The sequence below is a fragment of the Rhodophyticola sp. genome (assembly GCF_965284195.1).
In the GTDB taxonomy this organism is placed as follows: Bacteria; Pseudomonadota; Alphaproteobacteria; order Rhodobacterales; family Rhodobacteraceae; genus Rhodophyticola.
The window spans coordinates 3,595,380-3,621,254 of the sequence record NZ_CBDIRM010000001.1; the positions used below are offsets into that span (position 1 = coordinate 3,595,380).

A 25,875-nucleotide genomic window follows, 5' to 3' on the forward strand; every position below is an offset into this window, starting at 1 on the left:
CTCCCGGCTTCGCCCGGCCGGCGCGGGCTCAGTCGAAGGTGCCCGTCACCCGGCCCAGCAGCATGAAGGCCCGCGCGGTCCGGGTTTCGGCCAGCCGCGCGATCTCCTCGTCGGAGGCGTGTTTCTCGAACCCCAGAAACGTGTGGTCGAACTGGCGCAGAAAATGGTGCACCGCATCGCGGAACACCGGATCCTGCTTCATGCGCCCTGCCGCCAGCGCAAGCGACGATCTGTCGTGGATACCACCCAAGGGGGCGACGGCCCGCCCCCGTTCCCCGGCCGCGAATTTGCGCCAGATCTCGGGCCTTGACCGGTCGGGGCGCAGGTCGTCCATATAGATCCCGTCCTGCGACAGGAGCGTCAGCACATCCTGGCTTGCGCGAACCAGCCGTTCGGTGCTGCGATCTTCCAGGGCGCGGCGCAGGGTGCGGAACCCCTCCTTGTCATGCTCGTTTTCGGGGAAGTTCAGCGCCTTGACGAAATCGGCCACGGAAATCGGCTCTTTCAGCGCCTCCGCGGGTGTGCCCAGCCCAAGGCTCGCCTGATGTTCGTCGGGCGGGGCGGGCGCCACGGCGGCTCGGTTTTCCGATATCACCCCCTGCGATCGCATGGAGGTGAAGGTGGCCAGCTTCACCTCGGTGGAGCGCTGCGCCTCGGCAATCTCCTCCAGCTTGCGCACCATGTCGGGCTTCATGTCCAATGTCCCCCGCTGCTGGCCGGCCACATAGGCCGCGCGCATGGCATCGATGGAGCTTTGCAGCCGCGCGGCCTCTTCCCGCATCACCCGGGCGGTCCGCGCCGCCGAAGCCGCCACCCAGATCAGCGCTATGGGCATCAGGATCGCCAGCAGGGTCAGCGCAAGGCTGGCGCCGCCCGCCACCCCACCGGGCCCCGCATCCATGCCCCAGAAAAACAGCGCGACGGCCGCCAGCCAGACCACCGTCAGGATCAGCGCGATCACTTCGATCCCGGTGATCCGCGGGGCCGTCGGCTGCTGTGCGTAAACGCCAAGCTCCAGCGGGACGGGCTGTTTCGGGTCAGACATCGTCAGGTGGTCCTGCGCAGGGACAAACGGCGGTATTGGGGCTCAGATATATGAGATCTTCACGATCTCATAGGCCTTGCTTCCGCCGGGCGTGTTCACCTCGACACTGTCACCTTCATCCTTGCCGATCAAGGCGCGCGCCAGCGGCGATTTGATGTTGAGCAGACCGCTTTCGATATCGGCTTCGGCCTCGCCGACGATCTGATAGGTCTTCTGTTCCTCGGTATCCTCGTCGACCAGATCGACGGTGGCGCCGAACTTGATCGCCCCGGACAGCTTGGCCGGATCGATCACCTGGGCCAGGCCCAGCATCCCCTCCAGCTCCTTGATCCGACCCTCGATGAAGGACTGCTTCTCGCGGGCGGAATGATACTCCGCATTCTCCGACAGATCGCCATGCTCGCGCGCCTCGGCAATCGCCTTGATGATCGCGGGGCGCTCGACCGATCTCAGATTTTTCAGCTCCGCATCCAGCGCCTTGTATCCGCCGGGCGTCATCGGGATCTTTTCCATGTGCAGGGTCACATCATTAAGGGGAGAGAACAGGCTCAAAGCCCAGACGTTAGGGCCTGCGCGCGGCTTGTTCAACGGGGATTTGGCAAATCCGTTTAGAGGTTTGTGCTCTGCTCATCATCGTCGCGCGGCTCCGGCGGGATCGGGTCGCCATCCACGCCACATGCCGCCAGCAGGGACAGGATCAGAAGAGGGGCCAGAAACCGGATCATGCGAGACGCTCCTTCCAGCGGGCGATCTGCGCCCGCACCTGCACCGGGGCGGTGCCGCCGTAAGACATGCGCGAGGCGACCGAGTTGTGCACGCCAAGCACATCATAGACTCCCTCGGTGATCCGGCCCTCGACGCGCTGCATCTGCGCCAGCGCCAGATCCGGCAGGTCGCACCCGGCGTCTTCGGCCATTTTCACCAATGCGCCGGTCACATGATGGGCATCGCGGAACGGCATGTCCAGTTCGCGCACCAGCCAGTCGGCCAGATCGGTCGCGGTCGAAAAGCCCGAGGAGGCGGCCGTTTCCAGCGCATCGCGGTTGGCGGTCATGTCGCGCACCATGCCCTCCATCGCCGCCAGCGCCAGCATCAGCGTGTCGGCCGCGTCGAACACCTGCTCCTTGTCCTCCTGCATGTCCTTGGAATAGGCCAGCGGCAGGCCCTTCATGACCGTCAGAAGCGCGACATTCGCCCCCAGTATCCGCCCGATCTTGGCGCGGATCAGCTCGGCGGCATCGGGGTTCTTCTTCTGCGGCATGATCGAGGAACCGGTGGAAAACCTGTCCGACAGCGTCACGAAGCGGAACTGCGCCGAAGACCAGATCACCAGCTCTTCGGCGAAGCGGCTCAGATGCATCGCGCAGATCGTGGCCGTGGCCAGAAACTCCAGCGCGAAATCGCGGTCGCTCACCGCGTCCAGCGAATTGGCGGCGGGCCGGTCGAACCCAAGCGCCGTCGCGGTCATGTCGCGGTCGATCGGAAAGGACGTGCCGGCCAGCGCCGCCGCACCCAGGGGGCATTCGTTCATCCGCGCCCGCGCGTCGCGAAAGCGCGAGAGATCGCGACCGAACATCTCGACATAGGCCATCATGTGATGCCCCCATGTCACGGGCTGCGCAGTCTGCAGGTGGGTGAACCCGGGCATGACCCAATCCGCGCCTGCGTCGGCCTGTCCCAGCAGGGCCCGGATCAGCGCCTCCAGCCCCTCCATCGCGGCATCCATCTGCGCGCGCACCCACAGCTTGAAATCGGTCGCCACCTGATCGTTGCGGGAGCGTGCGGTATGCAACCGGCCCGCCGGCGCGCCGATCAGCTCGGCAAGTCGCGCCTCCACATTCATGTGAATGTCCTCCAGCGCGGTCGAAAACGCGAAATTTCCGCCCTCGATCTCTGACAAGACCGTGAGCAGCCCTTCCCGGATCGCGTCCGCGTCCTTAACGTCGACGATACCCTGATGGGCCAGCATCGCCGCATGGGCACGGGAGCCGTCGATATCCTGACGCGCCAACCGCTTGTCGAAACCGATCGAGGCATTAATTGCCTCCATGATCGCATCCGGCCCGGCGGCGAAGCGCCCGCCCCACATCGCGTTCGATTTTGTGTCTGTCATGTCGTGAACCCCGAGGAAGGGACCAGAAAGATGATCCGTGCCGTGATTTTGCCTGTGCTCTACATGGCCTTGGCCCTTGGTGCAAACGCCCAGACGCTCGATGATCTGCGGGTGGGCGACATGCGCGGGCTGGTGTTCCATGACGCGCCGGTGCCGGTGCCGGACACCCCGTTTATCGATATGGAGGATGTGGAACATCGGCTGGCCGATCTTCAGGGGCGCTACATCCTGCTGAATTTCTGGGCCACGTGGTGTGCGCCCTGCCGCCATGAAATGCCCTATCTGAACACCCTTCAGCACGAGCTGGGGGGCGAGCGGTTTCAGGTCGTGACCCTTGCGACCGGACGCAACCCGCCCCCGGCGATCCGCCGCTTCTTCGAGGAGGAAGGGATCGACGCGCTGCCGATGTATCGCGATCCGGGGCAGGTGATCGCCCGCGAGATGGGTGTTTTCGGCCTGCCGATCACGGTCATCCTCAACCCGGACGGGCAGGAGATCGCCCGCCTGCGCGGCGATGCGGATTGGGCCAGCCCGGAGGCCATGGCGCTGATCCGCGCGCTCCTCGCGGAGGAGGAGGGGTAAGCCCGCCCCGCGCCAGCATCGTCCCGCTTCCGTGACCCAACTGCGGCCGCACCGAGACAACTTCACCTAGTGAAAAGCGATGCGGCCGGGCTCAGCGCGCCAGGGCGGCCACCCGGGCATGGGCCGGGCAGGTCACCAGATGGTCGTTGACCAGCCCCATCGCCTGCATCGCCGCGTAAACGATGGTGGGGCCGCAAAACCGGAACCCCGCCTTCTTCAGGTCCTTCGATATCTGCGTGCTGAGCGGCGTGAAGGCGGGCACCTCGGCCAGCGCGGTCCAGGAGTTCTGCACCGGGCGGCCGCCGACATAATCCCACAGAAACCGGTCAAACCCCTGCTGCTGCTCGATTTTCTGCCAGGCGCGCGCGTTTCCGATTGTCGCCTCTATCTTGCCGCGGTGGCGCACGATGCCGGGGTTCGACAACAGATGCGCAACCTCCGCCTCGCCCCATGTGGCAATCACATTGGGGTCGAACCCCTCGAACCCCTCGCGGAACGCCGCGCGCTTCTTCAGGATCGTGATCCAGCTCAGCCCGGCCTGAAACCCGTCCAGTATCAGCTTCTCCCACAGGGCGCGGCTGTCATATTCCGGCACGCCCCATTCATCGTCGTGATAGGCCACATAGATCGGGTCGTCTCCGCACCAGCCGCAGCGTTCCGCCATATCGGCGTCTCCCGTTTCGTAAAATTAGAACAAAATGCGAATATTCATCCCTTCTTAAAGATTTTCGCGGCAACACTGCAAGCGCCGTGATCGGAGGGGCTCATGCAGGGGCAACAGCAGAAATTCAGCGATCTGGACAACGCGGGCAGCCCGCTGGACATGGCCGTGATGGAACGGGACCGTGACACGATCGCGATGGTCGCCCGTGCGCTGGACGTGAACGATGTGGCGCTGGCGTTTCAGCCGGTCGTGTCCTCGCGCGCGGGCAACAACGTGGCCTATTACGAGGGCCTGATCCGGATCTTCGACGAAACCGGCAGGGTCATCCCCGCCCGCGATTTCATGGGCGCGGTCGAAACCCGGGAGCTGGGCCGCCGGATCGACTGCGCCGCGCTCGGCATCGGGCTGAAGACGCTGCGGGCCAACCCGTCGCTCCGGCTGGCCATCAACATGTCGGCCCGGTCGATCGGCTATCCGCACTGGATGAACATTCTCAAGAAGTTCATTCGCCTGCATCCCGATGTCGTCGAACGCCTGATTCTGGAGATCACCGAAACCTCGGCCATGCTGGTGCCCGAAATCGTGACCATCTTCATGGCGGAAATGCAGGAGAAGGGTATCACCTTCGCGCTGGACGATTTCGGCGCCGGCCAGACCTCCTTCCGCCACCTCAAGGATTTCTGCTTCGATATCCTCAAGATCGACGGTCAGTTTTCCCGCAAGGTCCATTCCGATCCCGACAATCAGGTCCTGACCCAGGCATTGATGTCCATCGCCCGGCATTTCGACATGCTCGCCGTGGCGGAGGCCGTCGAAACCCGGGAAGAGGCGCAATGGCTCGTCAATTCCGGGGTGGACTGCCTGCAAGGCTATTACTTCGCCGCGCCCAGCCTCTCCGCCCCCTGGAAGGTGCAGGAGGCCCAGACCCTCATCACCGGCTGATCCGCCCTCTCCGGGGGCCGATCCGCATCTTCCGGTTGAACCGCGCGCCGGACTGAGACACCGTGTCAGTTGTGACCCGGGGTTCAACCGCCTATGACCGCCCCGGAACTGCAGCCTGTCTTCCGCGCGGGCGCTCCTGCCTGTCTGTCCGCGCGATGGTCCAAATCGAAAGGGACGTCTTCATGACCAACGTCGTCATCGCCTCCGCCGCTCGCACGCCCGTGGGCAGTTTTCTTGGCTCCTTCGCCAACACGCCCGCCCATGATCTGGGCCGCGCCGTGCTGGAAGAACTCGTTGCCCGCGCCGGGGTCGACAAATCAGAGGTGTCCGAAACGATCCTGGGTCAGGTCCTGACCGCCGCGCAGGGCCAGAACCCCGCGCGCCAGGCCCATATCAATGCAGGCTTCCCGCAGGAAAGCGCCGCCTGGGGCATCAACCAGGTCTGCGGCTCGGGCCTCCGCGCGGTCGCACTCGGCGCGCAGCACATCATGCTTGGCGATGCCACGATCGTTGCCGCCGGCGGGCAGGAAAACATGTCGATGTCGCCCCATGCGGCTGCACTCCGTCAGGGCCAGAAAATGGGCGACATGAAGTATATCGACACCATGATCCGGGACGGTCTTTGGGATGCGTTCAACGGCTATCACATGGGCCAGACCGCCGAAAACGTCGCCGAGAAGTGGCAGATCAGCCGCGAGCAGCAGGACGAGTTCGCCGTCGCCAGCCAGAACAAGGCCGAGGCCGCGCAGAAGGCCGGCAAGTTCGACGACGAGATCGTCAGCTACACGGTCCCGGGCCGCAAGGGCGACACCGTGGTCGACAAGGATGAATACATCCGCCACGGCGCCACGATGGAGGCGATGCAGAAACTGCGCCCCGCCTTCACCAAGGACGGCTCGGTGACCGCCGCCAACGCCTCCGGTCTGAATGACGGCGCGGCGGGCGCGCTGCTGATGTCCGCCGACGAGGCCGAAAAGCGCGGCATCGAACCGCTGGCGCGCATCGCCAGTTACGCCACCGCCGGGCTTGACCCGTCGATCATGGGTGTGGGGCCGATCTATGCCTCCCGCAAGGCGCTGGAGAAAGCCGGCTGGAAGGTCGAGGATCTGGATCTGGTGGAGGCCAACGAGGCCTTCGCGGCCCAGGCCTGCGCCGTCAACAAGGACATGGGCTGGGACCCGGAGATCGTCAACGTCAATGGCGGGGCGATTGCCATCGGCCACCCGATCGGTGCATCGGGCGCGCGCGTCCTCAACACGCTTCTGTTCGAGATGAAGCGCCGCGACGCCAAGAAGGGCCTCGCCACGCTGTGCATCGGCGGCGGCATGGGGGTCGCCCTCTGCGTCGAACGCCCGTAAGCGAAAAGGCGGCGTAATATCGTTGCGCCGCCTTCCGCGACCGCCTAACAATATTTCAAGGGAAGCTTAAGGAGGAGATGGGTATGGCCCGTGTTGCATTGGTCACTGGCGGAAGCCGTGGCATCGGTGAGGCGATTTCGAAGAGACTGAAAGCGGACGGCTATGAGGTTGCGGCCACATATGCCGGCAATGACGAGGCCGCCGCCGCCTTCACCAAGGAAACCGGGATCAAGACCTACAAGTGGAACGTCGCCGATTACGACGCCTCCAAGGCGGGCATCGAACAGGTCGAGGCGGATCTCGGCCCGATCGATGTCGTCGTCGCCAATGCGGGCATCACCCGCGATGCGCCGTTCCACAAGATGACCCCGCAGCAGTGGAAAGAGGTCATCGACACCAATCTCACCGGCGTGTTCAACACCGTCCATCCGGTCTGGCCCGGCATGCGGGAGCGCAAGTTCGGCCGGGTCATCGTGATCTCGTCGATCAACGGTCAGAAAGGCCAGTTCGCGCAGGTGAACTATGCCGCAACCAAGGCCGGTGACCTCGGGATCATCAAGTCCCTTGCTCAGGAGGGGGCCCGCGCCGGCATCACCGCCAATGCGGTTTGCCCCGGCTATATCGGCACCGAAATGGTCCGCGCGATCCCCGAAAAAGTTCTCAACGAGGTGATCATTCCGCAGATCCCGGCGGGCCGTCTGGGCGAGCCCGAGGAAATCGCGCGCTGCGTGGCGTTCCTTGCCTCCGACGATGCGGGCTTCATCAACGGCTCGACCATTTCGGCCAACGGGGCGCAATTCTTCGTCTGACCGGCGCGAAACAGCTTTTGCAGAACGAAAAAGGGCCGGCCCGTCATGGGCCGGCCCTTTCTTGCGGCGCGAGGGGCGCCTAACGGGCTGTTCTGGAGGTGAACAGCCCGTTGAGGGCGGCCTTGGCGGCCCGCGCCCGCTCCTGATGAGCGATTTTGTAAGCGCGGCGGGCCTCGGCGGTCATGGAAACTTCGATCATGGGTCAAATCCTTTTATGTGAGCGTTGTCTTGACACTTGTATGACGCCTTGAAACAAAATCGACAAACGAGACTTTTCAACGGTTCAGATAAGTTATACTTAACTGACATGTCCGATCGTCTCCCCCCGCTGACGGCCTTGCGCGCCTTCGATGCCGCCGCGCGGCACATGAGCTTTGCCAAGGCGGCGGAGGAGTTGAGCGTCACGCCCGCCGCGCTCAGCTTCCAGATCAAATCGCTGGAGGAGCATCTGGGCGCGCCGCTTTTCCGGCGTCTCAACCGCGCGGTCGAGCTGACCGCGGCGGGCAAGACCCTTGCCGCCGGGACCGAACAGAGCTTCGAAGGTCTGCGCCTTGCGTGGCGCAATGTGACCCGGGCGCAGGAGGAAAACACGCTGACGGTCACGGCGGGCCCCGCCTTCACCGCGAAATGGCTGGCGCCGCGGCTGTTTCACTTCGTGCAGGCCCATCCCGAGATCGAGCTGCGGTTTTCCGCCACGCTTCGGATCATGGATTTCGACCGGGACGATGTGGATGTGGCGATCCGCTTCGGAATGGGCGGGCGCAACGATGACGGGCTGTATTCGAAACCGATCATCCAGGATTGGGTCACGCCGATGATGCACCCTGTTCTGGCCGAGAAGTACCCCGACCCCGAAAGCCTGGCCCATGCCCCGCTTCTGGATCAGGAAGACACCAGATTTCTGAAGCCGGCGCTTGACTGGCCCGCCTGGTTCCGCGCCGCCGGGCTGACCGCGTCGCCCGACATTTCGGCGCATTTCAATCAGGCGGATCACGCCATCGATGCGGCGGCCGCCGGTGGCGGTGTGATTCTGGGTCGGGTGTCGCTGAGCGAACGGGACCTGCTCGAAGGGCGGCTTGTGATGCCCTTCCCCCTCGCCCTGACGACCGAGGCGCATTACCGCTTCGTCTGCCCGCATGGCACGGAAACCAGGCCGCAAGTGGCCGCGTTTCTCGCCTGGCTGGAGGCGGAGGCGCAATCCCTGCTAGCCTACCGCGAGGGGCGGGAGTTCATTTCCGCGGCGGATGTCTCTGTCTGAGATGGGGGCGCCGGTTTCGCGCCCCCGGAGTTCGCGTCCGGATCAGCCGTCGAGGCGGCTGATTTCTTCCTTCAAACGCAGTTTCTGCTTTTTGAGGTCCCGAATTGCAAGTTCGTCCATACCGGGGCTGCGTTGCGCCTGTTCGACCCGTTCCGAGAGGTGTTCATGCTTTTTCCGCAGTTCCTGAAGATGGGCGCCTAGCGACATCCGTCGTCCTCCTCTCAATGTGTATGTCATATGACAATGCAACCACAGCTTGGGCTGCATGTCACGCTGCACGTGCAATAGGATATCTCAAATTGAGCGGGTTTTCGGCGGACCGTCCCAGACAACCGGCATCCCGTCGCGCAGAATGGCGCGCGCGATCTCGCCATGGCTGTCCCCGTCGCGGTCATGCCGCGCCCCATCATGCAGGCAAAGCGGCGCCAGCAGGGTGAACGGCCCCCGCCCGGCCTTGCGCGCCTTCAGCAGGACCCGGCCCGCCGGGCGCTCCTGCCGCGGCATCAGCGGCAGGACGGTGACCGACCCGAACCCGCCCGACAGCGCCGATAGTAGATCGGGCAATCTCTCGGTCATCTGGATCATCGTCAGCCAGCCCTTCGGCGCCAGCCGCCGCCCGGCCACCGCGATCCACCGGTCGAGCGGCGTATCTTCCCGCAGCGCGGCTTCGCGGCCCGGATCGTCCGCCGCGGTGCCGTGCCCGGCGCGGTAATAGGGCGGGTTCGCGATGACATGATCGAAGCTTTGCCGGCGCAGGTCATCGGGCAGATCGGTCAGATCGGCCTCCACCACCTCCACCCCGTTCCGCCGCGCCAGATCGGCATAGGCCGCCTGCCGCTCGACGCCCAGAATGCGCAGCCCCGGCACCCGCGCGGCAAGGCAGAGGCCCGCCACCCCCGCGCCGCATCCAAGCTCCAGCACCGATTGCCCGGGCCGCGCGTCGCAGGCGGCGGCCAGAAACACCGGATCGGTCGCCGCGCGATAGCCATGGCGCGGTTGCCACGCCTGCACGCGCCCGCCCAAAAAGGCGTCCCGGGTCAGATCCTCTTCGGCAAACACGGGGCGGGCTCAGTCCGAGACGTGCAGGTCATTGTCGCGCAGAACCGCGCGGGCCGCGAAGGCGTCCTTGCTCCGCACCATCAGCCGGCGCGGCAAAATGCCGATGGAGCCTTCCAGAACGCTCATATGGACGTCGATCTCGAAGAACTCTATATCCTCCCCTGACAGAAGTGCCGAGGCAAAGGCGATGATCGTCGGGTCATTGCTGCGCAGAATTTCTTGCATATCCGGCATTTAGGCATGTGCCGCACACTTGTCGAGAGAAGGGATGACCGACCGATGAGTCTCGATGAGACCAACACCAAACCCCATGACCGGCTGCGCGCCTATCTGGAGGCCGATCTGGAAGCCGTGAACGGGCTGATCCGCGCCCGCATGGCATCCGAACATGCGCCGCGCATCCCCGAGGTAACCGCCCATCTGGTGGAGGCTGGCGGCAAGCGCATCCGCCCGATGATGACGCTCGCCGCGGCGCGGATGTGCGGCTACGAGGGCGATGCGCACCAGAAGCTGGCGGCGACGGTGGAGTTCATCCACACCGCCACGCTCCTGCATGACGATGTGGTCGACGAAAGCGGCCAGCGGCGCGGGCGGCCCACGGCCAACCTGCTCTGGGACAACAAATCCAGCGTGCTGGTGGGCGATTACCTCTTCGCCCGCGCCTTCCAGCTGATGGTCGAAACCGGCTCTCTGAACGTGCTCGATATCCTCTCCAACGCGGCCGCCACCATCGCCGAGGGGGAGGTGCTGCAACTCACCGCCGCGCAGAATCTCGCCACGACCGAAGCGATCTACACGCAGGTCATTCGCGGCAAGACCGCCGCCCTGTTCGAGGCCGCGACCGAGGTCGGCGGCGTCATCTCCGCCGTACCCGACGCGCAGGTCGAGGCGCTGGCCGCCTATGGCGATGCGCTCGGCATGAGTTTCCAGATCGTCGACGACCTGCTCGACTGGGGCGGGGCCTCGGGCGATATGGGCAAGAATGTCGGCGACGATTTCCGCGAGCGGAAGCTGACCCTGCCGGTCATCCGCGCCATTGCAAGGGCGGACGAGGCCGAACATGCCTTCTGGACGCGCACCATCGAACGCGGCCGCCAGGAGGAGGGCGATCTCGATCGGGCGATGGAGCTGCTCCGCCGCCATGGCACGCTGGAAGAGACGCGGGACGAGGCGTTGCGCTATGCCGGTCTGGCCCGGCGCGCGATGGCCCGGATGCCCGATCACCCCTTGCGTGACATGCTGGCCGATCTGGCCGATTACGTGGTGGCGCGGGTCAACTAGGGCCGCGCCTGGTCCACCAGCCGCGCCCGCGTGGTCCCGGTCAGACGTGTTGCGCGCCGTTCACCTCGATTTCCGTGCCGGAGATGTAGGAGCTGTTTTCCGAACACAGGAAATAGATCGTCTCCGCCACTTCCCGGGGCTGGCCAAGGCGCCGCAGGGGCAGGGCTGCCACGATCTTGTCGGTGCCCTCGCTCAGGATACTGGTCTCGACCTCGCCCGGCGCGATGGCGTTGACACGCACACCCAATGGCCCGAAATCATGCGCCATTTCGCGGGTGAGCGCGGCAAGTGCGGCCTTGGAGGTCGCATAGGCAGCCCCGGCAAAGGGATGCACGCGCGCCCCGGCGATGGAGGTCACATTCACCACCGCGCCCTTGCCCGCGGCCAGTTCATCCTTGAGCCCGCGCGCCAGAACGACCGAGGCGAAGAAGTTGACGTGAAACACCTTGCCCCAGGTGGCAAGATCGGTGTCCAGCGTGTTCAGCCGCCCGCCCTCCGGGCCCTTGGGGGAAATGCCCGCATTGTTCACCAGCGCGTTCAGAACGCCACCGCTCAGGCGGGATTTGATCTGCTCGATGGCCGTGATCGTCTGCTTGGGGTCGCTCAGGTCTACCTGAATATGGTCCTCCTCGCCGCGTGGCCATGGGCACTCGCTTGAAAACGGCTGCCGCGAACAGCTGATCACCCGCCATCCCTCATCGGCGAATTTCTTGACGGTGGCATGCCCGATCCCCCGGCTTGCGCCCGTCAGGAGGAGCGTCTTCTGCGTTTCATCTGCCATTGGCCATATCCTGATTCCGCGCGGTGACAGCGTATGTGTAGGTAGGTTTCCGGTCGATGGCGAGACATCGCCTCGCCATCGCGGCGGCTATCGGCGTATGATCCGGGCCTTGGCGGGCCCGGAACGTGGGGGCTAGAGCACCCGCGCCGCCGTCACCCACCACCCGGGATGTTCCGCGCCGATCGCCCGCGCCGCCTGTCGCGCGTCGGCTTCCGCGGAGAACAAACCGAAACAGGTCGCGCCCGACCCGCTCATCCGCGCCAGCGCGCAGCCCGGTTGCGCCTCCAGCGTCGCCCGTGCCGTTCCGATCCCGGGGGCGATCATCTGCGCCGGGCGCTCCAGATCGTTCCGTTGTGCGCGAAGCCATCGGGTGAAGCTGTCGAAATCGGTCCAGTCCGGCGGGTCCATGGGTGGGCCCGCAACCGTGTCCAGCCCGCCGAACACCGCGCCGGTCGGTACCGCGACACCCGGGTTCGCCAGCACCATCCACAGCACCGGCAGCGCCGGCACCTCCTCCAACATCTCGCCGATCCCACGCATCCGCGTCGGGCAGCCCGCCAGACACACCGGCAGATCGGCGCCAAGCGCCACGATCTCCGCGGTTTTCGGCAAGGGCCGGTCCCAGAATTCGGCCAGCCCTTTCAGCGCTGCCGCCGCATCCGCCGATCCGCCGCCGATCCCCGCCGCGCTCGGCAGGTGTTTTTCCAAGGTGATCCGCGCGCCGTGCCCGGGCCCGAACAGGGCCGCCGCCCGCAGCACGAGGTTCTCGGGGCCGGTCGGCACGCCCGCCGCGCGCGGGCCCATCACCTGCAACTCGACTTCGTCGGCGGCGGAAAAATGCAGCCGGTCGCCGATATCGGCAAAGACCACCAGACTGTCGAGCAGATGATACCCGTCGTCCCGTCGTCCCGTCACATGCAGCGCGAGGTTGATCTTGGCCGGCGCGAACGCACTGGCGCCTGTCACTGGGTTTCGCTCTCGGCGGCCTCTTCTTCCAGCACGCGGGTCAGACCGATCTCCAGCTTCCGGCGGATCCGCACGGCATCGTCCTCGGTCGGCTCGAAGGACAGGGCCCTGTGCCACTGAAACTCGGCCTCGCGGGTGCGTCCGACCATGTAATAGACATCGCCCAGATGGTCGTTGACGATGGGGTCGTTGGGCAGCAATTCCACCGCGCGCTCCATCGGCGCCACCGCCTCGTCGAAGCGCTCCAGCCGGTAGAGAACCCAGCCAAGGCTGTCCACGATATAGCCGCTGCGCGGTTCCGCGGCGACGGCGCGTTCGATCATCTGCAGCGCCTCGTCCAGGTTCCGGCGCTGCTCGACAAGCGAATAGCCCAGATAATTCAGCACCTGCGGCTGGTCCGGGTTCAACTCCAGCGCGCGGCGGAAATCGGCCTCCGCCTCGTCCCACCGGCCTTCCCGCTCCAGGCTGATGCCGCGGGCGTAGAACAGGAACCAATACCGGGTCTGATCCTGATCGACCTGCGCCAGCGCCGCATCATAGGCCGCCGCCGCCTCGCCGAAGCGTTCCATCCGGCGCAGCATGTCGCCAAGGGCCGCCTGAACCGAGGCCAGCTCGGGCCGGTCCTCCGTCAGCGCCTGCAACAGCGCCACCGCCTCCTCCTGCCGGTCCATGGCGTTGAGCGCCTCCGCACGGCCCAGCGTCGCCGCGATCGCCGCGGGATGGTCCTCCGGCACCTCGGCATAGACATCCGCCGCCAGATGGGCCTGCTCGTCGCGCATCAGCCACTCCGCCGCCAGCAGCAGCGCGTCGTAATGGCCGTCATCGATCACATGGGCGGCGCGGGCATAGATCAGCGGCAGGGTGGGGCCGCCCTCGTCGCCCAGCCCGGTGGCGACGCTGTAGAACACCTCCGCCACGCCCTGTTCGGCGCGGACCAGGAAATCATAGGGCCGGGTCGGATCGGCCGCGATCGCATCCCGCAGCCCGATCAGCACCGGGTCCGGCGCGTTCAGGATCGCCATGTCCAGCAGCTCAAGCGCGTCCTCGTGCCGGTCCAGCTGTACCAGAACCTGCGCATGGGCGCGCAGGCCGCGCGCGGTGGCCTGTTGCGGGCCGTAGGTTTCGCCCGACATGATCGCCTCTGCGCCCTCGAAATCGCCCACCGCCGCGCGGGCCAGCGCAAGATGGTACTGGGCCAGTCCTGCCAGCGGGCCGTCGGCGGCCATATCCTCGAAAGCGGCCTCGGCAATGCGCATGTCGCCCTCGCCCAGATGCAGCCACCCGGCGGTCAGCCCGTCGATCAGGGGGCCCGCCCCGCGGCCCGCCTCGATCGCCTCAAGCGCGCCGGACAGGTTGCCGAGCCGCACCCGCGTGACCTGTTCGACCATCCACGCCAGTTCCCGGCCCGGATCGTCGTCGGGCAGGCGCGCGGCCACCTCCATCGCGCGGTCCCACTGGCCCAGCGCGGCACGGGCCAGAAGCGCATTGCCGATCAGTCCGCGATTTCCGGGGTCGCGCTGCATCGCCCGTTCGAAATAGAGCGCCGCCTCCCGGTGATCGCCATCGATCACCGCCTGACGCGCGGCCAGATACGACCCGGCCAGCCCCAGCTGGTTCTGCGCCGCCGCGGGCAGGGGCAGGATCAGGCCGAGACCCAGAAGGGCGACAAGGGGCAGGGCGGCAAGGCGCATCGGGCTCTCCCATTCAGAACTGGTGCAGACACTAGGCACGGGCGCCGCGATAGGCAATGCGCGCGGGCCCGCGATGGCCCGCGCCTGATGGGGAAGTGATCACATATTGGGGTAATTCGGGCCGTCGCCCCCCTGCGGCACGGTCCAGTGGATGTTCTGCGACGGATCCTTGATGTCGCAGGTCTTGCAATGCACGCAGTTCTGGAAGTTGATCACGAAGCGCGGCGCCTTGCCGTCCTCCTCCACCACCTCGTACACACCGGCCGGGCAATAGCGCTGCGCGGGCTCGGCATATTCCGGCAGGTTCACCTGTATCGGAATGCTCGGATCCTTGAGCTGCAGATGCGCGGGCTGGCTTTCCTCGTGATTTGTCATCGAGAAGCTGACATTGGTCAGCCGGTCGAAGGACAGGACGCCATCGGGTTTCGGGTAGTCGATGGGCTGGAAGTCCTTGGCCTTGCCGGTGTGCTCGGCGTCGTTCCTGTGGTGCTTCATGGTGCCGAAAAGCGTGACACCGGTGATGTTCGCGGTCCACATGTCCATGCCGCCCAGAACCAGCCCGCCGGCCAGCCCGTAATGAGACCAGAGCGGCTTCACGTTCCGGACCCGTTTCAGATCCTTCGCAATGGGCCCGGTGCGCAGTTCCGTCTCATAGGCGTCCAGCTCGTCGCTGCCGCGCCCGGCGCCGATTGCCGCGAAGGCCGCCTCCGCTGCCGCCTTGCCCGACAGCATGGCGTTGTGGTTGCCCTTGATCCGCGGCACATTCACCAGACCCACGCCGCAGCCCAGAATGGCCCCGCCGGGGAAGGTCGCCTTGGGCATCGACTGCCACCCGCCTTCGGAAATCGCCCGCGCGCCATAGGCCACGCGCTTTCCGCCCCTCAGCAATTCGGCCACCATCGGATGATGCTTGAACCGCTGAAACTCCATATAGGGGTGGAGATAGGGGTTCTCGTAGTTCAGGTGAACGACGAAGCCGACATAAACCTGATTTTTATCAAGGTGGTAGATGAAGGATCCGCCGCCCGCGTTACGGCCCAGCGGCCAGCCCATGGTATGGGTGACCGTGCCTTCGCGGTGCTTGTCGGGGTCGATCTCCCAGATTTCCTTCATCCCGAGGCCGAATTTCTGCGGCCCGCGCCCCTCGCTCAGGTTGTATTTCTCCATGACCTCCTTGGTCAGGGAGCCGCGCACGCCCTCGCCCAGCAAAACGTATTTCCCGTGCAGCTCCATTCCCGGCTCATAGGCGTCCGACGGGCTGCCGTCGGCGTTCTTGCCGAACTCGCCCGCGACCACGCCCCTGACCTCGCCGTTCTCGCCATAGACCAGTTCCGAACAGGCCATGCCGGGGAAGATCTCCACGCCAAGCTCTTCGGCCTGCTCCGCCATCCAGCGGCACACATTGCCCATCGAGACGATGTAGTTGCCGTGATTGTTCATCAGCCGCGGCATGATGAAATTGGGAAGGCGGATCGATCCGCCTTCGCCCAGCATGTAGAAGTTGTCCTTGCGCACGGGCACGGTGATGGGTGCACCCCGCTCGCGCCAGTCCGGGATCAGCGCATCGAGGCCCACCGGGTCCAGCACCGCGCCCGACAGGATATGCGCGCCCACTTCGGAGCCTTTTTCCAGCACCACGACGGACAGATCGGCGTCCAGTTGCTTCAGCCGTATCGCAGCCGACAGGCCCGATGGCCCCGCCCCCACGATCACCACGTCATACTCCATCGACTCGCGTTCGATCTCGGCCATGTTGCTCCCCTTTGGCGATATGCATGTCCTCCGACTGCATATAGCTTGCAAAACAAGTTCGCGGAGGCGTAGCGCGACTGCAGGTCGCGGGTCAATCGTGACGCGGCATCACGGATGCCGCAGCGGGCCGTTGGCGCGGGACGCCGGGCGCGCTATGTCCACGATCAGGATCTTACCCCGGCGGAGGCCTGAAATGTCCATCCTGCGCATGACCTATCTGGCCCTTGCGATCATCGGCACGATCTGGCCGATGTATTACTTCATCAGCTGGTTCATGGCCAATTCATGGTCGCTCATGGCGATGATCGACGCCTGGCACGTGAATGACGCGACCTCCGGTCTGGTCTGGGATCTGACCATCGCCGCCGTCACCCTCACGATCTGGGTGCTGGTGGAGGCGATAACCCGGCGCGATTACCTCTCCCTTCTGGCGGTGCCCGCGACCTATTGCATCGGGGTCAGCTGCGGGCTGCCGCTCTACCTCTTCCTGCGGTCGCGCCCGCGGAATTGATATACCATTGTTATACCTGGGTCACGGGATCAGCACCGTCGAGCCCGTCGTTTTCCGGGCCTCCAGCACCCGGTGCGCCTCCGCCACGTCCTCCAGCGGGAACCGCTGGTCGATCCGCAATGTCACGTCGCCGGACGTGACTTTGCCGAACAGGTCCGCGGCCATCCGCTGACAGGTGTCGTGATCCGCGATATGGGTGAAGAGCGTCGGACGGGTGATCTTGAGAGAGCCCTTCTGACCCAGAATACCCACCGAAAACGGCGGGACAGGGCCGGAGGCATTGCCGAAAGAAATCATCATTCCCAAGGGCTTGAGGCTGTCGAGAGATCCTTCGAACGTGTCGGCGCCGACCGCGTCCATCACCACGTCGACGCCCGCGCCATCGGTCAGATCCCTGACTTGCGCCACCCAATCGCCGCTCCGGTAGTTGATGCAATGCGCCGCGCCGTGTTCCAGCGCCAGCGCGCATTTCTCATCCGTTCCGGCGGTGCCGATCAACGTGATCCCCTCGGATCGCGCCCATTGGCAGGCGATCAGCCCCACACCCCCGGCCGCGGCATGAAACAGCACCGTATCGCCCTTGGAGATCGGCGTGGTCCGGCGGAAAAGATAGTGTGTTGTCAGACCTTTGAGCATCATCGCGGCCCCCTCCTCGAAGGAGATGCCATCGGGCAGCGGGCAGACCTGCGCCGCGCCCATCACCCGGGCCTCGGCATAGGCGCCCGGCGGAGCCGCGGCATAGGCCGCCCGATCCCCCGCCTTCAGATGGGTCACGCCCTCCCCGACCGCCTCGATCACACCGGCCGCTTCCATGCCCAGCGCATGGGGCAACTCCATCGGATAAAGGCCAGTCCGTTGATAGACATCAATAAAATTCAGGCCACAGGCTTCGTGTCTGATCCGCACCTCGCCGGGCCCCGGGGCGCCCACCTCACGGTCCACCAGCTTGAAGACCTCCGGCCCGCCATGTTCGTCGATCACCACCGTTTTCGCCATCTGGGGCTCCTGTTCCCTGTTTCCGCGCATCATAGCCATGTCGATCCGCTTTGAAATCCCCGCACAACCTGCTACCTGCGCCAGACGTATGATTTAAAGGCTGAATATGGATCATTTCCTCTATCGCAACGGCATTCTCCATGCCGAGGATGTGCCCCTGCCGCGGATCGCGGCGGATGTCGGGACGCCGTTTTACGTCTATTCAGCCGCGACGCTGACCCGGCATTACCAGCTTTTCAAGGAGGCGCTGGACGGCATTCCCAATCTCGTCTGCTACGCGATGAAATCCAACAGCAATCAGGCGGTCCTGAAGCTTCTGGCCGATCTCGGCGCGGGGATGGACGTGGTTTCGGGCGGCGAATACCTGCGGGCCAAGGCGGCGGGCGTGCCGGGGGACCGGATCGTCTTTTCCGGCGTGGGCAAAACCCGGGCAGAGATGGAACTGGCTCTTGGCGGCGGCGTCCGGCAGGTCAATGTGGAATCGGAACCGGAACTGGAGCTTCTTGGACAAGTCGCTGTTTCAATGGGAAAAACCGTGCCGGTCACCATCCGGGTGAACCCGGATGTCGATGCGAAGACCCATGCCAAGATCGCCACCGGCAAGTCCGAGAACAAGTTCGGCATCCCGATTGCGCGCGCGCGCGAGATCTACGGGCGTGCCGCATCGACCCCCGGCATTCAGGTCATCGGCATCGATGTGCATATCGGCAGTCAGCTCACCGATCTCGCCCCGTTCGAGGCCGCCTATCTGAAAGTCGCCGAGCTGACCCATCGGCTCCGCGAAGATGGCCATGATATCAAACGTCTGGACCTTGGCGGGGGTCTCGGCATTCCCTATGCGCGCTCCAACGAGGCGCCGCCCCTGCCCGCGGATTACGGCGCGCTGATCAAGCGCACGGTGGGTGATCTGGGTGTCGAGGTCGAAATCGAACCGGGCCGCCTGATTTCGGGCAATGCGGGGCTCATGATCGCCGCCGTGATCTATGTGAAACAGGGCGAAGGCCGCGATTTCCTGATCCTCGATGCCGCGATGAACGATCTGATCCGCCCGGCCATGTACGACGCCTATCACGATATCGTGCCGGTCACCGAACCGGAGCCGGGCGTCGAACAGGCGCGGTATGACATCGTCGGTCCGGTCTGCGAGAGCGGAGATACCTTTACGAAACAACGCGATATGCCGCCGCTCGCGGCGGGCGATCTGGTCGCTTTCCGGTCGGCCGGGGCCTATGGTGCGGTGATGTCCAGTGAGTACAACACCCGCCCGCTCATTCCCGAGGTGCTGGTGAAGGGCGATCACTTTGCGGTCATCCGCCCAAGACCCGCAATTGACGAGATCATCAATCGCGATATCGTTCCGGAATGGCTATGATGGCCGAAATGCCGCCCCGAAAGGGAATATGACGGATCAGATCCCCCCCACCGACGCCGTTCTGCGGCGTCTGGCCTGGCCCCTGAGGCTGACCCGGGCCGGCATGTTTGCCGAGCGCGCGGTGCGTGCCTTCTGGCCGGTCTGGACGATCCTCCTGCTTGCGATCGCGGTTTTCGCCTTCGGCGCGGCGGATGCATTGCCGCTGGAGGTGCTCTGGGTCGCGCTGGTGCTGATCCTTGCAAGTCTGATCTGGTTCACCGTCAAGGGCTTGCGCGGGTTCCGCCTGCCCACGCGGGAGGCGGCGCTGGACCGGCTGGACCGGACGCTTCCGGGGCGCCCGATCACGGCGCTGATCGACACGCCCGCCGTGGGCGGCGACGACCCGGCCTCCCGCGCGGTGTGGGAGGCCCATGTGGCGCGCATGGCCATACGCGCCGTCACGGCCCGCGCGCCCGAGCCGGATCTGCGCATCTCCGACCGCGATCCATACGGTCTGCGCTTCATCGCGGCCACCGCCTTTGCCATGGCGCTCGTCTTCGGGGCGATCTGGCGGGTCGGGGATGTGGGGGATGCGGTTGTCGGCGCGGGCGAGGCAAGCATCAGCGGGCCAAGCTGGGAAGGCTGGGTGGAGCCGCCGCTATATACCGGGCTGCCCTCGCTCTACCTCAATGACATAACCCGGGAGGAGTTCGAGGCGCCCGCCGGTTCCCGGATCACCATGCGGTTTTACGGTGAGGTCGGCGCGCTCAGGCTGCGGCAGAGCGTGATGGCGCCCCCCGCCGGCGAGACGAACGACACGGCGGCGCCCGCGCAGGATCTGATACTGGAACGCTCGGGCGAGATCGCCGTCGAAGGCACGAACGGGCGAAGCTGGCAGATCGTCATGCTGCACGATCAGCCGCCTGCGGTCGTTCTGGATGGCGAGATGACCGGCATTCCACCGGGCCAGATGCAGTTCACCTATACCGCTACAGATGATTACGCGGTCATTTCCGGTCAGGCGCGGCTGATGCTGAACGCGGACGCGGCCGACCGCCGGTTTGGTCTGGCGGTCGAACCCGAACCCCGCGAAGCGCTGGTTCTGGACCTGCCGATGCCTTTCGCGGGGTCGCGCGCGGAGTTCTCGGAACTGCTGGTCGAGGATCTGTCTCAGCATCCTTTCGCCAATCTGCCGGTCACCCTGACGCTGACCGTGGTCGATGACGCGGGACAGATCGGCACGATCCGCGAGACGATCGACCGTTTGCCCGGAAGACGGTTCTTCGACCCGCTGGCCAATGCGATCATCGAGCAGCGGCGCGATATCCTGTGGTCCCGCGAAAACGCCCCCCGCGCGGCGCAGATCCTGCGCGCGATCAGTCACCGCCCGGACGGGGCGTTTGACGATGACGGGGCGTATCTGATGGTTCGCACGGCGATCCGTCGGCTGGAAGCCGCGGTGGACAGCATCTCGGTCGAGACCCGCGATCAGGTGGCGGAAATCCTTTGGAACGCGGCCATCGAGCTGGAGGAGGGCGATCTGGCCGATGCGCTGGAACGTCTGCGCCGCGCGCAGGATCGGCTGGCCGAAGCGATGCGGCAGGGCGCGAGCGACGAGGAAATCGCCCAGTTGATGGATGAGTTGCGGCAGGCGATGGACGATTACATGCAGCAACTGGCGGAAAACGCACAGCCGGGTGAAGATCAGCCCGATGGCGGCGAAACCATGGAAATGTCCATGGCCGATCTGAACGAAATGCTGCGCCGAATCGAGGAGTTGATGCAGCAGGGCCGGATGGCCGAGGCGCAGGAGATGCTGGATGCGCTGCGCCAGATGATGGAGAATATGCAGATCACCCAGGGGGAAGGGGGCGACGGCCCGCAAACCCCCGGGGAACAGGCGATGCAGGACCTGCAGGATACGCTGCGCGATCAGCAGAGCCTGAGCGACGACAGTTTTCAGGAGTTGCAGGAGCAGTTCAACCCGGGCCGGCCAAACCCGCAGCAGGGCCCGCAGGGTCAGCAAAGCCAGCAGGGGCCGGGGCAGCCCGGCCAGCAGGGCCAACCCGGTCAGGGCGGTCAGAACGGCGAACCCGGCGAACAGGCGCAGGACGGGCAGGGCGGCCCGCAAAGCGGCCAGCCCGGGCAGCAGCCTGGAACCGAGCAGGGCGAGGGCCGGGGCGGCGAGGGCGACGGACGCAGCCTTGCCCAACGGCAGGAGGATCTGCGCCGCCAGTTGCAGGAACAGGCCCTGGACCTGCCCGGAGAGGGCACCGAAGGAGGCGAGGCCGCCCGGCAGGCGCTTGACGATGCGGAGCGCGCGATGGATGAGGCCGCCGAGGCGCTGGGCCGGGGCGACCTGGCCGACGCGCTCGACAGCCAGTCAGAGGCCATGGAGGCGCTGCGTGAAGGCATGGGCGAACTGGGCCGGGCGCTGGCGCAGGAAAGCGGCACCGAAGAGCCGGGGCAGGGGCAGGCCGACGGTACCGCGCCGCCGGACAGGCCGCTGCAGGATCCGCTGGGGCGGCAGGCCGGGAATGCAGGTGCCTTCGGGTCGGAAGAGGGTTTCGAGCAGCGCGAAGAAGCCTTCCGCCGTGCGCGCGAATTGCTCGATGAGATCCGCCGCCGCTCTGCGGAACAGGACCGCCCCGAGGTGGAACTGGAGTATCTGAGGCGGCTTCTGGACCAGTTCTAGCGCCGATTACTCGGCGGCCTGTGCATCCTCGCGCTGCAACACGCCCTGTGCGAGCCCATCCAGCCAGAACCGCGCCTCGTCCACTTGGGTTACATAGGCCTGTATCGCGGGGCTCGCCTGCGGCAGCCGCTCGGCGATCTGGACTGCGTTGGAGTAGACGGCCACCAGCCCCGCCGCGATCAGCAGGACGAGGCCAAAACCAAGCCTGATCCCGCGGCGTCGGCGCGGCGCCTCGTCGAGCGTTTCCACATCGCTGGCCTCGCTCTCGCCGGCATTGCGGTCGCTGGTGGCCCTGAGGGTCGAGTTGATTTCTTCGATATCGGGCAACAGATCGCGGCGCGGCCCGTCATGCACGCTGGAGCTGATCATCTCGTCCAGCGCGTCATCGTCAAAGCTGTCATCGGCATCCGGCATCTGGCGATCCGCTTGCCCCCGGCCTGCCGGCGGCGCCGGCGCCGGCTGGTCCAGCGGCATCTCGTCCTGGGTTTCGACGGTTTCCTGTGCAGCCTGCCGCAGGCGCGCTTCGCGCTCGGCTTCCTCGCGCAGCAGGTCGCGCAGGGCCGGGTCCAGATCGCGGCGGGTGCGGGGCTGCGCCGATGTATCGGTCTCTTCCGGCGCGTCGTGGTCGTTTTCGCCGCCGTCCTGCGCGCGCTCGACCTCCGGCTCGACCGGCGCCTCCGCCGTCTCGGGCTCGGCGGGCTCATCTGTTTCGGTCTCTTCGGGCGGCAGCGATGCTTTGCCTGTATGTGGTGCCTCAGGCTCGCTCTCGGAAGCAGAAGCCGCAGTCCGCGGGCCGGGCTGGAACCAGGTTGTCGAGCAGTTGGAGCATTGCACGTCCCGGCCGTCGGCCGGGATCATGTCGTCGTCAACCTCGTATCGTGCGCTGCAATTGGGACATGTCAGCCGCATCGTCACCCCGTTTCCGCTTCGCGTCTGTGTGACCGCTTATTCTCTAAACTGTAATAATGTTTAACAACCAAGCGAATTGTTTCCAAGTGATTGTATATCTGTGCCAATTGCAACCTCGCTCAGCCTGAGGCATGAGAGTGACATATCGGGACGCGCGGAGTATGGAACTTTGATCGAACTGGAAGACGCGGCATATGGCTACGGGACCGAGCCGCTTCTGTCCGAGATCGGCCTGCGGCTTGCGCCGGGGTCGTTCCATTTCCTGACCGGGCCGTCCGGCGCGGGCAAGACGACGTTTCTGAGGCTTTGCTACGCTGATCTGTTGCCCACGGGCGGATCTGTCCGCCTGTTCGAGCAGGAGGCCAAGGCGATGTCCCGCGACGACATTGCGAAGGCCAGACAGCGGATCGGTGTCGTTCATCAGGATTGCCAGTTTCTGGACCATCTGCCGGTGGCCGAAAACATCGCCCTGCCCTTGACCGTGTCAGGCCGCAAAACGGGGCAGGAGGCGGCAAATCTGGAGGAACTGATCGGATGGGTGGGGTTGCGCGCCCGCGCGGATGCCCTGCCGCCGGAACTGTCGGGCGGCGAGAGGCAGCGCGCGGCCCTTGCCCGGGCGGTGATCATGGACCCGGACGTGATTCTGGCCGACGAGCCCACGGGCAATGTCGATTGGGAGATGTCGCTGCGCCTGCTGACCCTGCTGGTGGAGTTGAACAAGATGGGCAAGACCGTCCTGATCGCCACCCATGATCTGGCCCTGATCCGCGCCGCAAAGGCGCAGGTCTCGGCCCGTGTGCTGCGCATCGGGGGCGGACGGATTCATCTTGCGGGGGCGGATTTATGAACGTCGTCTCCCGATTTCTGCGGTTTGTTCAAGGCGATAGCCAGGCTGATCGCGTGGTCCCGCCGACGGGCTATTCCGCGCGGCTGACGGTGTTCACGGCCGGGGCGATGGCGTTTCTGGCGGTCTTCGCGATGGCCTTGTCTCTGGCCGCGGACCGGTTGGCGGATCGCTGGTCCGACGCGCTGGCCCGCACCTCGACCATCCGTATCTCGGCCCCTTTGGCTGAACTGGAGGCGCAGACCTGGGCCGTTCTGACGGTGCTGGAGCAGACCTCCGGCGTGGACAGCGCGCGGGCGCTGACCGATGACGAGCAGCGCGCGCTGCTGGAGCCGTGGTTCGGCCCCGATCTGCCGGTGGCCGATCTGCCGATCCCGCGGCTTGTCGAGGTGGTCGAAACGGCGGAAGGATACGATGCCGAAGGCCTGCGCCAGCGTCTGGCGGCGGAGGCGCCGGGCGCGGTGCTGGACGACCATACCCGCTGGCGCCGCCCGCTGGTGGAGGCCGCAAACGGTCTCCGTCTGCTCGGATGGGTCGCCATCGGGCTGATCCTTGCCTCCACCGCGGCGATGATCACCCTTGCCGCAGGATCCGCGCTGGCGGCCAATCAGGGTGTCATCAAGGTGCTGCGTCTGGTGGGCGCGCGGGACAATTACATCGCGCGCGCCTTCGTGCGCCGGTTCACGCTGCGCGCGCTCAGCGGAGCGATGGCGGGCACGATTGCCGGCATGATCGCTGTTGCCCTTCTGCCACGGGGGGGGGACGAACAGGCGTTTCTGACCGGGCTCGGCTTTTCCGGTCTTCACTGGCTCTGGCCGCTGACTGTGCCGGTTCTTGCCGCCGTCACGGCCTTCTGGGCCACCCGCATCGCCGCATTCCGGACGCTTGGGGGGCTCAGATGATGCAATGGCTGAGATCGCTCGTCTTCATCGTGCAGATGTATCTGGCGATGCCGGTGGTGGCGATCATCTATCTGCCATGGGCGGTGTTCAGCCCTGCGGGCGCCCATGCGGCCTGCCATGCCTATTGCCGGTGGGTGTTGTGGACGCTGGACTGGATGGTCGGCTTGCGGGTCGAGGTGCGCGGCACGCCACCGACGGACGAGGTGATGGTGGCCGCGAAACACCAGAGTTTTCTCGATATCCTCGTGATCTACAACGCCATGCCGCGCGGCAAGTTCATCATGAAACGTCTGATCATGTTCGCGCCGATCATCGGCCAGTTCGCCTTGCGCATCGGCTGCGTGCCGGTTAACCGGGGCAAGCGCGGGGCCGCGATCAAGAAGATGCTGGGCGATGTGAAAAGCGGGCGGCAACAGGGCGGGCAGTTGATCATCTATCCGCAAGGCACCCGCGTCGCGCCCGGCGTGTCGGCCCGATACAAGGTGGGGACCGGCGCGCTCTACGAACAGCTCGGGCAGCCTTGCGTTCCCGTGGCCACCAATGTCGGCGTCTTCTGGCCCAAGCGTGGCATCACCCGCAAGCCCGGTCTCGCGGTGGTGGAGTTCCTGCCGCGGATCGAACCGGGCCTTTCAGTTGCAGATTTCATGGCCCGGCTGGAGCACGACGTCGAAAGCGCAAGCGACGCGCTTCTGAACGAGGCCGGACTGGATCGGAGCCTGACATGAAGACGATCGAGGATATCGAGGCGCTGGAAACCCTTTACGATGTTGTGAACCCGCTGGCGATCCGCAAGGTCACTCCGGTTCTGACACCGCTCTACCGGCAATGGATCGGGGCCGCGCGTTTCGTGGTGTTATCGACCATCGGCCCCGAGGGCACCGATGGCAGCCCACGCGGGGATGACGGCCCGGTGGTCCGGATCGTGGACGACAGCACCCTCTGGATGCCCGATTGGCGCGGCAACAACCGGATGGATTCCCTGCGCAACATCGTGCGCGATGGGCGTGTGTCGCTGATGTTCATGATCCCGGGTGAAAACAACGTCGTCCGCGTCAACGGCACCGCCGTGGTCAGCGATGATCCCGATGTGACACGCACCTTCGAACAGGGCGGACGGTATCCGCGGACCGTCATCGTGATCCGCACTGGCGAGGTCTATTTCCAATGCGCCAAGGCGCTGATGCGGTCCGGGCTCTGGACCCGCGACGGGATGGAGGGCTTGCCGACTGCGGGGCAGTTCCTCAAGGAACGCCAGCAGGCGTTCGACGGTGCGGCCTATGACGAGACCTACGCCGATTATGCGAAGGACCGCATGTGGTGAGGACCCCGGCGGGGGGGGGTGTATCACCGCGATCGGATCGGGCCG

27 protein-coding genes are annotated in these 25,875 nt (G+C 65.5%); 13 read left to right on the forward strand and 14 right to left on the reverse strand.

Annotation, left to right across the window (positions count from 1 at the left end; all coding sequences use genetic code 11):
• Positions 1-28: 28 nt before the first annotated feature.
• From ACQ651_RS17970 to argH, 4 genes are all read right to left on the reverse strand, one after another.
• The gene (locus ACQ651_RS17970) at positions 29-1,045 is read right to left on the reverse strand and encodes a hypothetical protein (RefSeq protein WP_227287032.1); all 1,017 of its coding nucleotides are present in this window, start codon (positions 1,043-1,045) and stop codon (positions 29-31) included.
• A 42-nt stretch (positions 1,046-1,087) separates the two neighbouring features.
• Positions 1,088-1,558 (reverse strand): transcription elongation factor GreA, encoded by a 471-nt coding sequence (gene greA / locus ACQ651_RS17975; protein ID WP_227287033.1) that lies wholly within the window; start codon positions 1,556-1,558, stop codon positions 1,088-1,090.
• Between the two features lie 95 nt (positions 1,559-1,653).
• Complete coding sequence (locus tag ACQ651_RS17980; RefSeq protein WP_227287034.1) at positions 1,654-1,770, reverse strand: argininosuccinate lyase; 117 nt, start codon at positions 1,768-1,770, stop codon at positions 1,654-1,656.
• Positions 1,767-3,158: an argininosuccinate lyase gene (argH, locus tag ACQ651_RS17985; protein ID WP_430450034.1), complete on the reverse strand. Its 1,392-nt coding sequence runs from the start codon at positions 3,156-3,158 to the stop codon at positions 1,767-1,769. Before argH ends, ACQ651_RS17980 begins: the two co-directional genes overlap by 4 nt.
• A gap of 30 nt (positions 3,159-3,188) precedes the next feature.
• Between argH and ACQ651_RS17990 the strand changes: the two genes are divergently transcribed.
• Positions 3,189-3,740 carry a TlpA family protein disulfide reductase gene (locus ACQ651_RS17990; protein ID WP_430450035.1) on the forward strand — a complete coding sequence of 184 codons (552 nt, stop codon included), beginning with the start codon at positions 3,189-3,191 and terminating at the stop codon, positions 3,738-3,740.
• Positions 3,741-3,831: 91 nt separating this feature from the next.
• Here the strand turns inward: ACQ651_RS17990 and ACQ651_RS17995 are convergent, their stop codons facing one another.
• Entirely contained in the window at positions 3,832-4,404 is a 573-nt protein-coding gene (locus ACQ651_RS17995) for a DNA-3-methyladenine glycosylase I (protein WP_375550926.1), read from the reverse strand.
• 102 nt (positions 4,405-4,506) lie between these two features.
• Between ACQ651_RS17995 and ACQ651_RS18000 the strand changes: the two genes are divergently transcribed.
• From ACQ651_RS18000 to gcvA, 4 genes are all read left to right on the forward strand, one after another.
• Positions 4,507-5,346, forward strand: a complete 840-nt coding sequence (locus ACQ651_RS18000; protein ID WP_227287040.1) for an EAL domain-containing protein — start codon at positions 4,507-4,509, stop codon at positions 5,344-5,346.
• Between the two features lie 182 nt (positions 5,347-5,528).
• The gene (locus ACQ651_RS18005) at positions 5,529-6,704 is read left to right on the forward strand and encodes an acetyl-CoA C-acetyltransferase (protein ID WP_227287041.1); all 1,176 of its coding nucleotides are present in this window, start codon (positions 5,529-5,531) and stop codon (positions 6,702-6,704) included.
• Positions 6,705-6,787: 83 nt separating this feature from the next.
• A complete protein-coding gene (gene phbB, locus ACQ651_RS18010) occupies positions 6,788-7,513 on the forward strand; it encodes an acetoacetyl-CoA reductase (RefSeq protein WP_121896788.1) in 726 nt (241 codons plus the stop codon).
• Positions 7,514-7,820: 307 nt separating this feature from the next.
• Positions 7,821-8,771 carry a transcriptional regulator GcvA gene (gene gcvA / locus ACQ651_RS18015; protein ID WP_430450036.1) on the forward strand — a complete coding sequence of 317 codons (951 nt, stop codon included), beginning with the start codon at positions 7,821-7,823 and terminating at the stop codon, positions 8,769-8,771.
• 42 nt (positions 8,772-8,813) lie between these two features.
• Here the strand turns inward: gcvA and ACQ651_RS18020 are convergent, their stop codons facing one another.
• From ACQ651_RS18020 to ACQ651_RS18030, 3 genes are all read right to left on the reverse strand, one after another.
• Positions 8,814-8,978 carry a YdcH family protein gene (locus ACQ651_RS18020; protein ID WP_121896194.1) on the reverse strand — a complete coding sequence of 55 codons (165 nt, stop codon included), beginning with the start codon at positions 8,976-8,978 and terminating at the stop codon, positions 8,814-8,816.
• An 87-nt stretch (positions 8,979-9,065) separates the two neighbouring features.
• A complete protein-coding gene (locus tag ACQ651_RS18025) occupies positions 9,066-9,830 on the reverse strand; it encodes a tRNA1(Val) (adenine(37)-N6)-methyltransferase (RefSeq protein WP_430450037.1) in 765 nt (254 codons plus the stop codon).
• Positions 9,831-9,839: 9 nt separating this feature from the next.
• Positions 9,840-10,055 (reverse strand): DUF2007 domain-containing protein, encoded by a 216-nt coding sequence (locus ACQ651_RS18030; RefSeq protein ID WP_121896789.1) that lies wholly within the window; start codon positions 10,053-10,055, stop codon positions 9,840-9,842.
• 54 nt (positions 10,056-10,109) lie between these two features.
• Between ACQ651_RS18030 and ACQ651_RS18035 the strand changes: the two genes are divergently transcribed.
• The gene (locus ACQ651_RS18035; protein ID WP_430450038.1) at positions 10,110-11,111 is read left to right on the forward strand and encodes a polyprenyl synthetase family protein; all 1,002 of its coding nucleotides are present in this window, start codon (positions 10,110-10,112) and stop codon (positions 11,109-11,111) included.
• 40 nt (positions 11,112-11,151) lie between these two features.
• Here ACQ651_RS18035 and ACQ651_RS18040 read toward each other — a convergent pair whose 3' ends face one another.
• From ACQ651_RS18040 to ACQ651_RS18055, 4 genes are all read right to left on the reverse strand, one after another.
• Positions 11,152-11,892, reverse strand: a complete 741-nt coding sequence (locus ACQ651_RS18040; RefSeq protein ID WP_430450039.1) for an SDR family NAD(P)-dependent oxidoreductase — start codon at positions 11,890-11,892, stop codon at positions 11,152-11,154.
• 132 nt (positions 11,893-12,024) lie between these two features.
• Positions 12,025-12,858: a 4-(cytidine 5'-diphospho)-2-C-methyl-D-erythritol kinase gene (locus tag ACQ651_RS18045; protein WP_430450040.1), complete on the reverse strand. Its 834-nt coding sequence runs from the start codon at positions 12,856-12,858 to the stop codon at positions 12,025-12,027.
• Entirely contained in the window at positions 12,855-14,549 is a 1,695-nt protein-coding gene (locus ACQ651_RS18050; RefSeq protein ID WP_430450041.1) for a tetratricopeptide repeat protein, read from the reverse strand. The genes ACQ651_RS18045 and ACQ651_RS18050 overlap by 4 nt, the downstream gene beginning before the upstream one ends.
• 99 nt (positions 14,550-14,648) lie before the next feature.
• Positions 14,649-16,301 carry an electron transfer flavoprotein-ubiquinone oxidoreductase gene (locus ACQ651_RS18055; protein WP_430450042.1) on the reverse strand — a complete coding sequence of 551 codons (1,653 nt, stop codon included), beginning with the start codon at positions 16,299-16,301 and terminating at the stop codon, positions 14,649-14,651.
• Between the two features lie 193 nt (positions 16,302-16,494).
• On the opposite strand from ACQ651_RS18055, the gene ACQ651_RS18060 reads away from it, so the two are divergent.
• Positions 16,495-16,812, forward strand: a complete 318-nt coding sequence (locus tag ACQ651_RS18060; protein ID WP_121896201.1) for a DUF2834 domain-containing protein — start codon at positions 16,495-16,497, stop codon at positions 16,810-16,812.
• Between the two features lie 21 nt (positions 16,813-16,833).
• Here ACQ651_RS18060 and ACQ651_RS18065 read toward each other — a convergent pair whose 3' ends face one another.
• Entirely contained in the window at positions 16,834-17,808 is a 975-nt protein-coding gene (locus tag ACQ651_RS18065; protein ID WP_227287052.1) for a quinone oxidoreductase family protein, read from the reverse strand.
• Positions 17,809-17,914: 106 nt separating this feature from the next.
• On the opposite strand from ACQ651_RS18065, the gene lysA reads away from it, so the two are divergent.
• Both lysA and ACQ651_RS18075 read left to right on the forward strand, forming a co-directional pair.
• On the forward strand, positions 17,915-19,180 hold the full coding sequence (lysA, locus tag ACQ651_RS18070) for a diaminopimelate decarboxylase (protein ID WP_430450043.1): 1,266 nt from the start codon (positions 17,915-17,917) through the stop codon (positions 19,178-19,180).
• A gap of 28 nt (positions 19,181-19,208) precedes the next feature.
• On the forward strand, positions 19,209-21,854 hold the full coding sequence (locus tag ACQ651_RS18075; RefSeq protein ID WP_227287055.1) for a DUF4175 domain-containing protein: 2,646 nt from the start codon (positions 19,209-19,211) through the stop codon (positions 21,852-21,854).
• A 6-nt stretch (positions 21,855-21,860) separates the two neighbouring features.
• On the opposite strand, the gene ACQ651_RS18080 is transcribed toward ACQ651_RS18075, so the two are convergent.
• Positions 21,861-22,763, reverse strand: a complete 903-nt coding sequence (locus ACQ651_RS18080) for a zinc-ribbon domain-containing protein (RefSeq protein ID WP_430450044.1) — start codon at positions 22,761-22,763, stop codon at positions 21,861-21,863.
• 169 nt (positions 22,764-22,932) lie between these two features.
• Between ACQ651_RS18080 and ACQ651_RS18085 the strand changes: the two genes are divergently transcribed.
• From ACQ651_RS18085 to ACQ651_RS18100, 4 genes are read left to right on the forward strand one after another with little or no spacing between them, the layout of a single operon-like run.
• The gene (locus ACQ651_RS18085) at positions 22,933-23,610 is read left to right on the forward strand and encodes a cell division ATP-binding protein FtsE (protein WP_121896205.1); all 678 of its coding nucleotides are present in this window, start codon (positions 22,933-22,935) and stop codon (positions 23,608-23,610) included.
• The gene (locus ACQ651_RS18090; RefSeq protein ID WP_430450045.1) at positions 23,607-24,509 is read left to right on the forward strand and encodes a cell division protein FtsX; all 903 of its coding nucleotides are present in this window, start codon (positions 23,607-23,609) and stop codon (positions 24,507-24,509) included. The genes ACQ651_RS18085 and ACQ651_RS18090 overlap by 4 nt, the downstream gene beginning before the upstream one ends.
• Entirely contained in the window at positions 24,509-25,234 is a 726-nt protein-coding gene (locus tag ACQ651_RS18095) for a lysophospholipid acyltransferase family protein (protein WP_430450350.1), read from the forward strand. Before ACQ651_RS18090 ends, ACQ651_RS18095 begins: the two co-directional genes overlap by 1 nt.
• A complete protein-coding gene (locus ACQ651_RS18100; RefSeq protein WP_430450046.1) occupies positions 25,231-25,830 on the forward strand; it encodes a pyridoxamine 5'-phosphate oxidase family protein in 600 nt (199 codons plus the stop codon). Before ACQ651_RS18095 ends, ACQ651_RS18100 begins: the two co-directional genes overlap by 4 nt.
• The last annotated feature ends 45 nt before the right edge of the window (positions 25,831-25,875 follow it).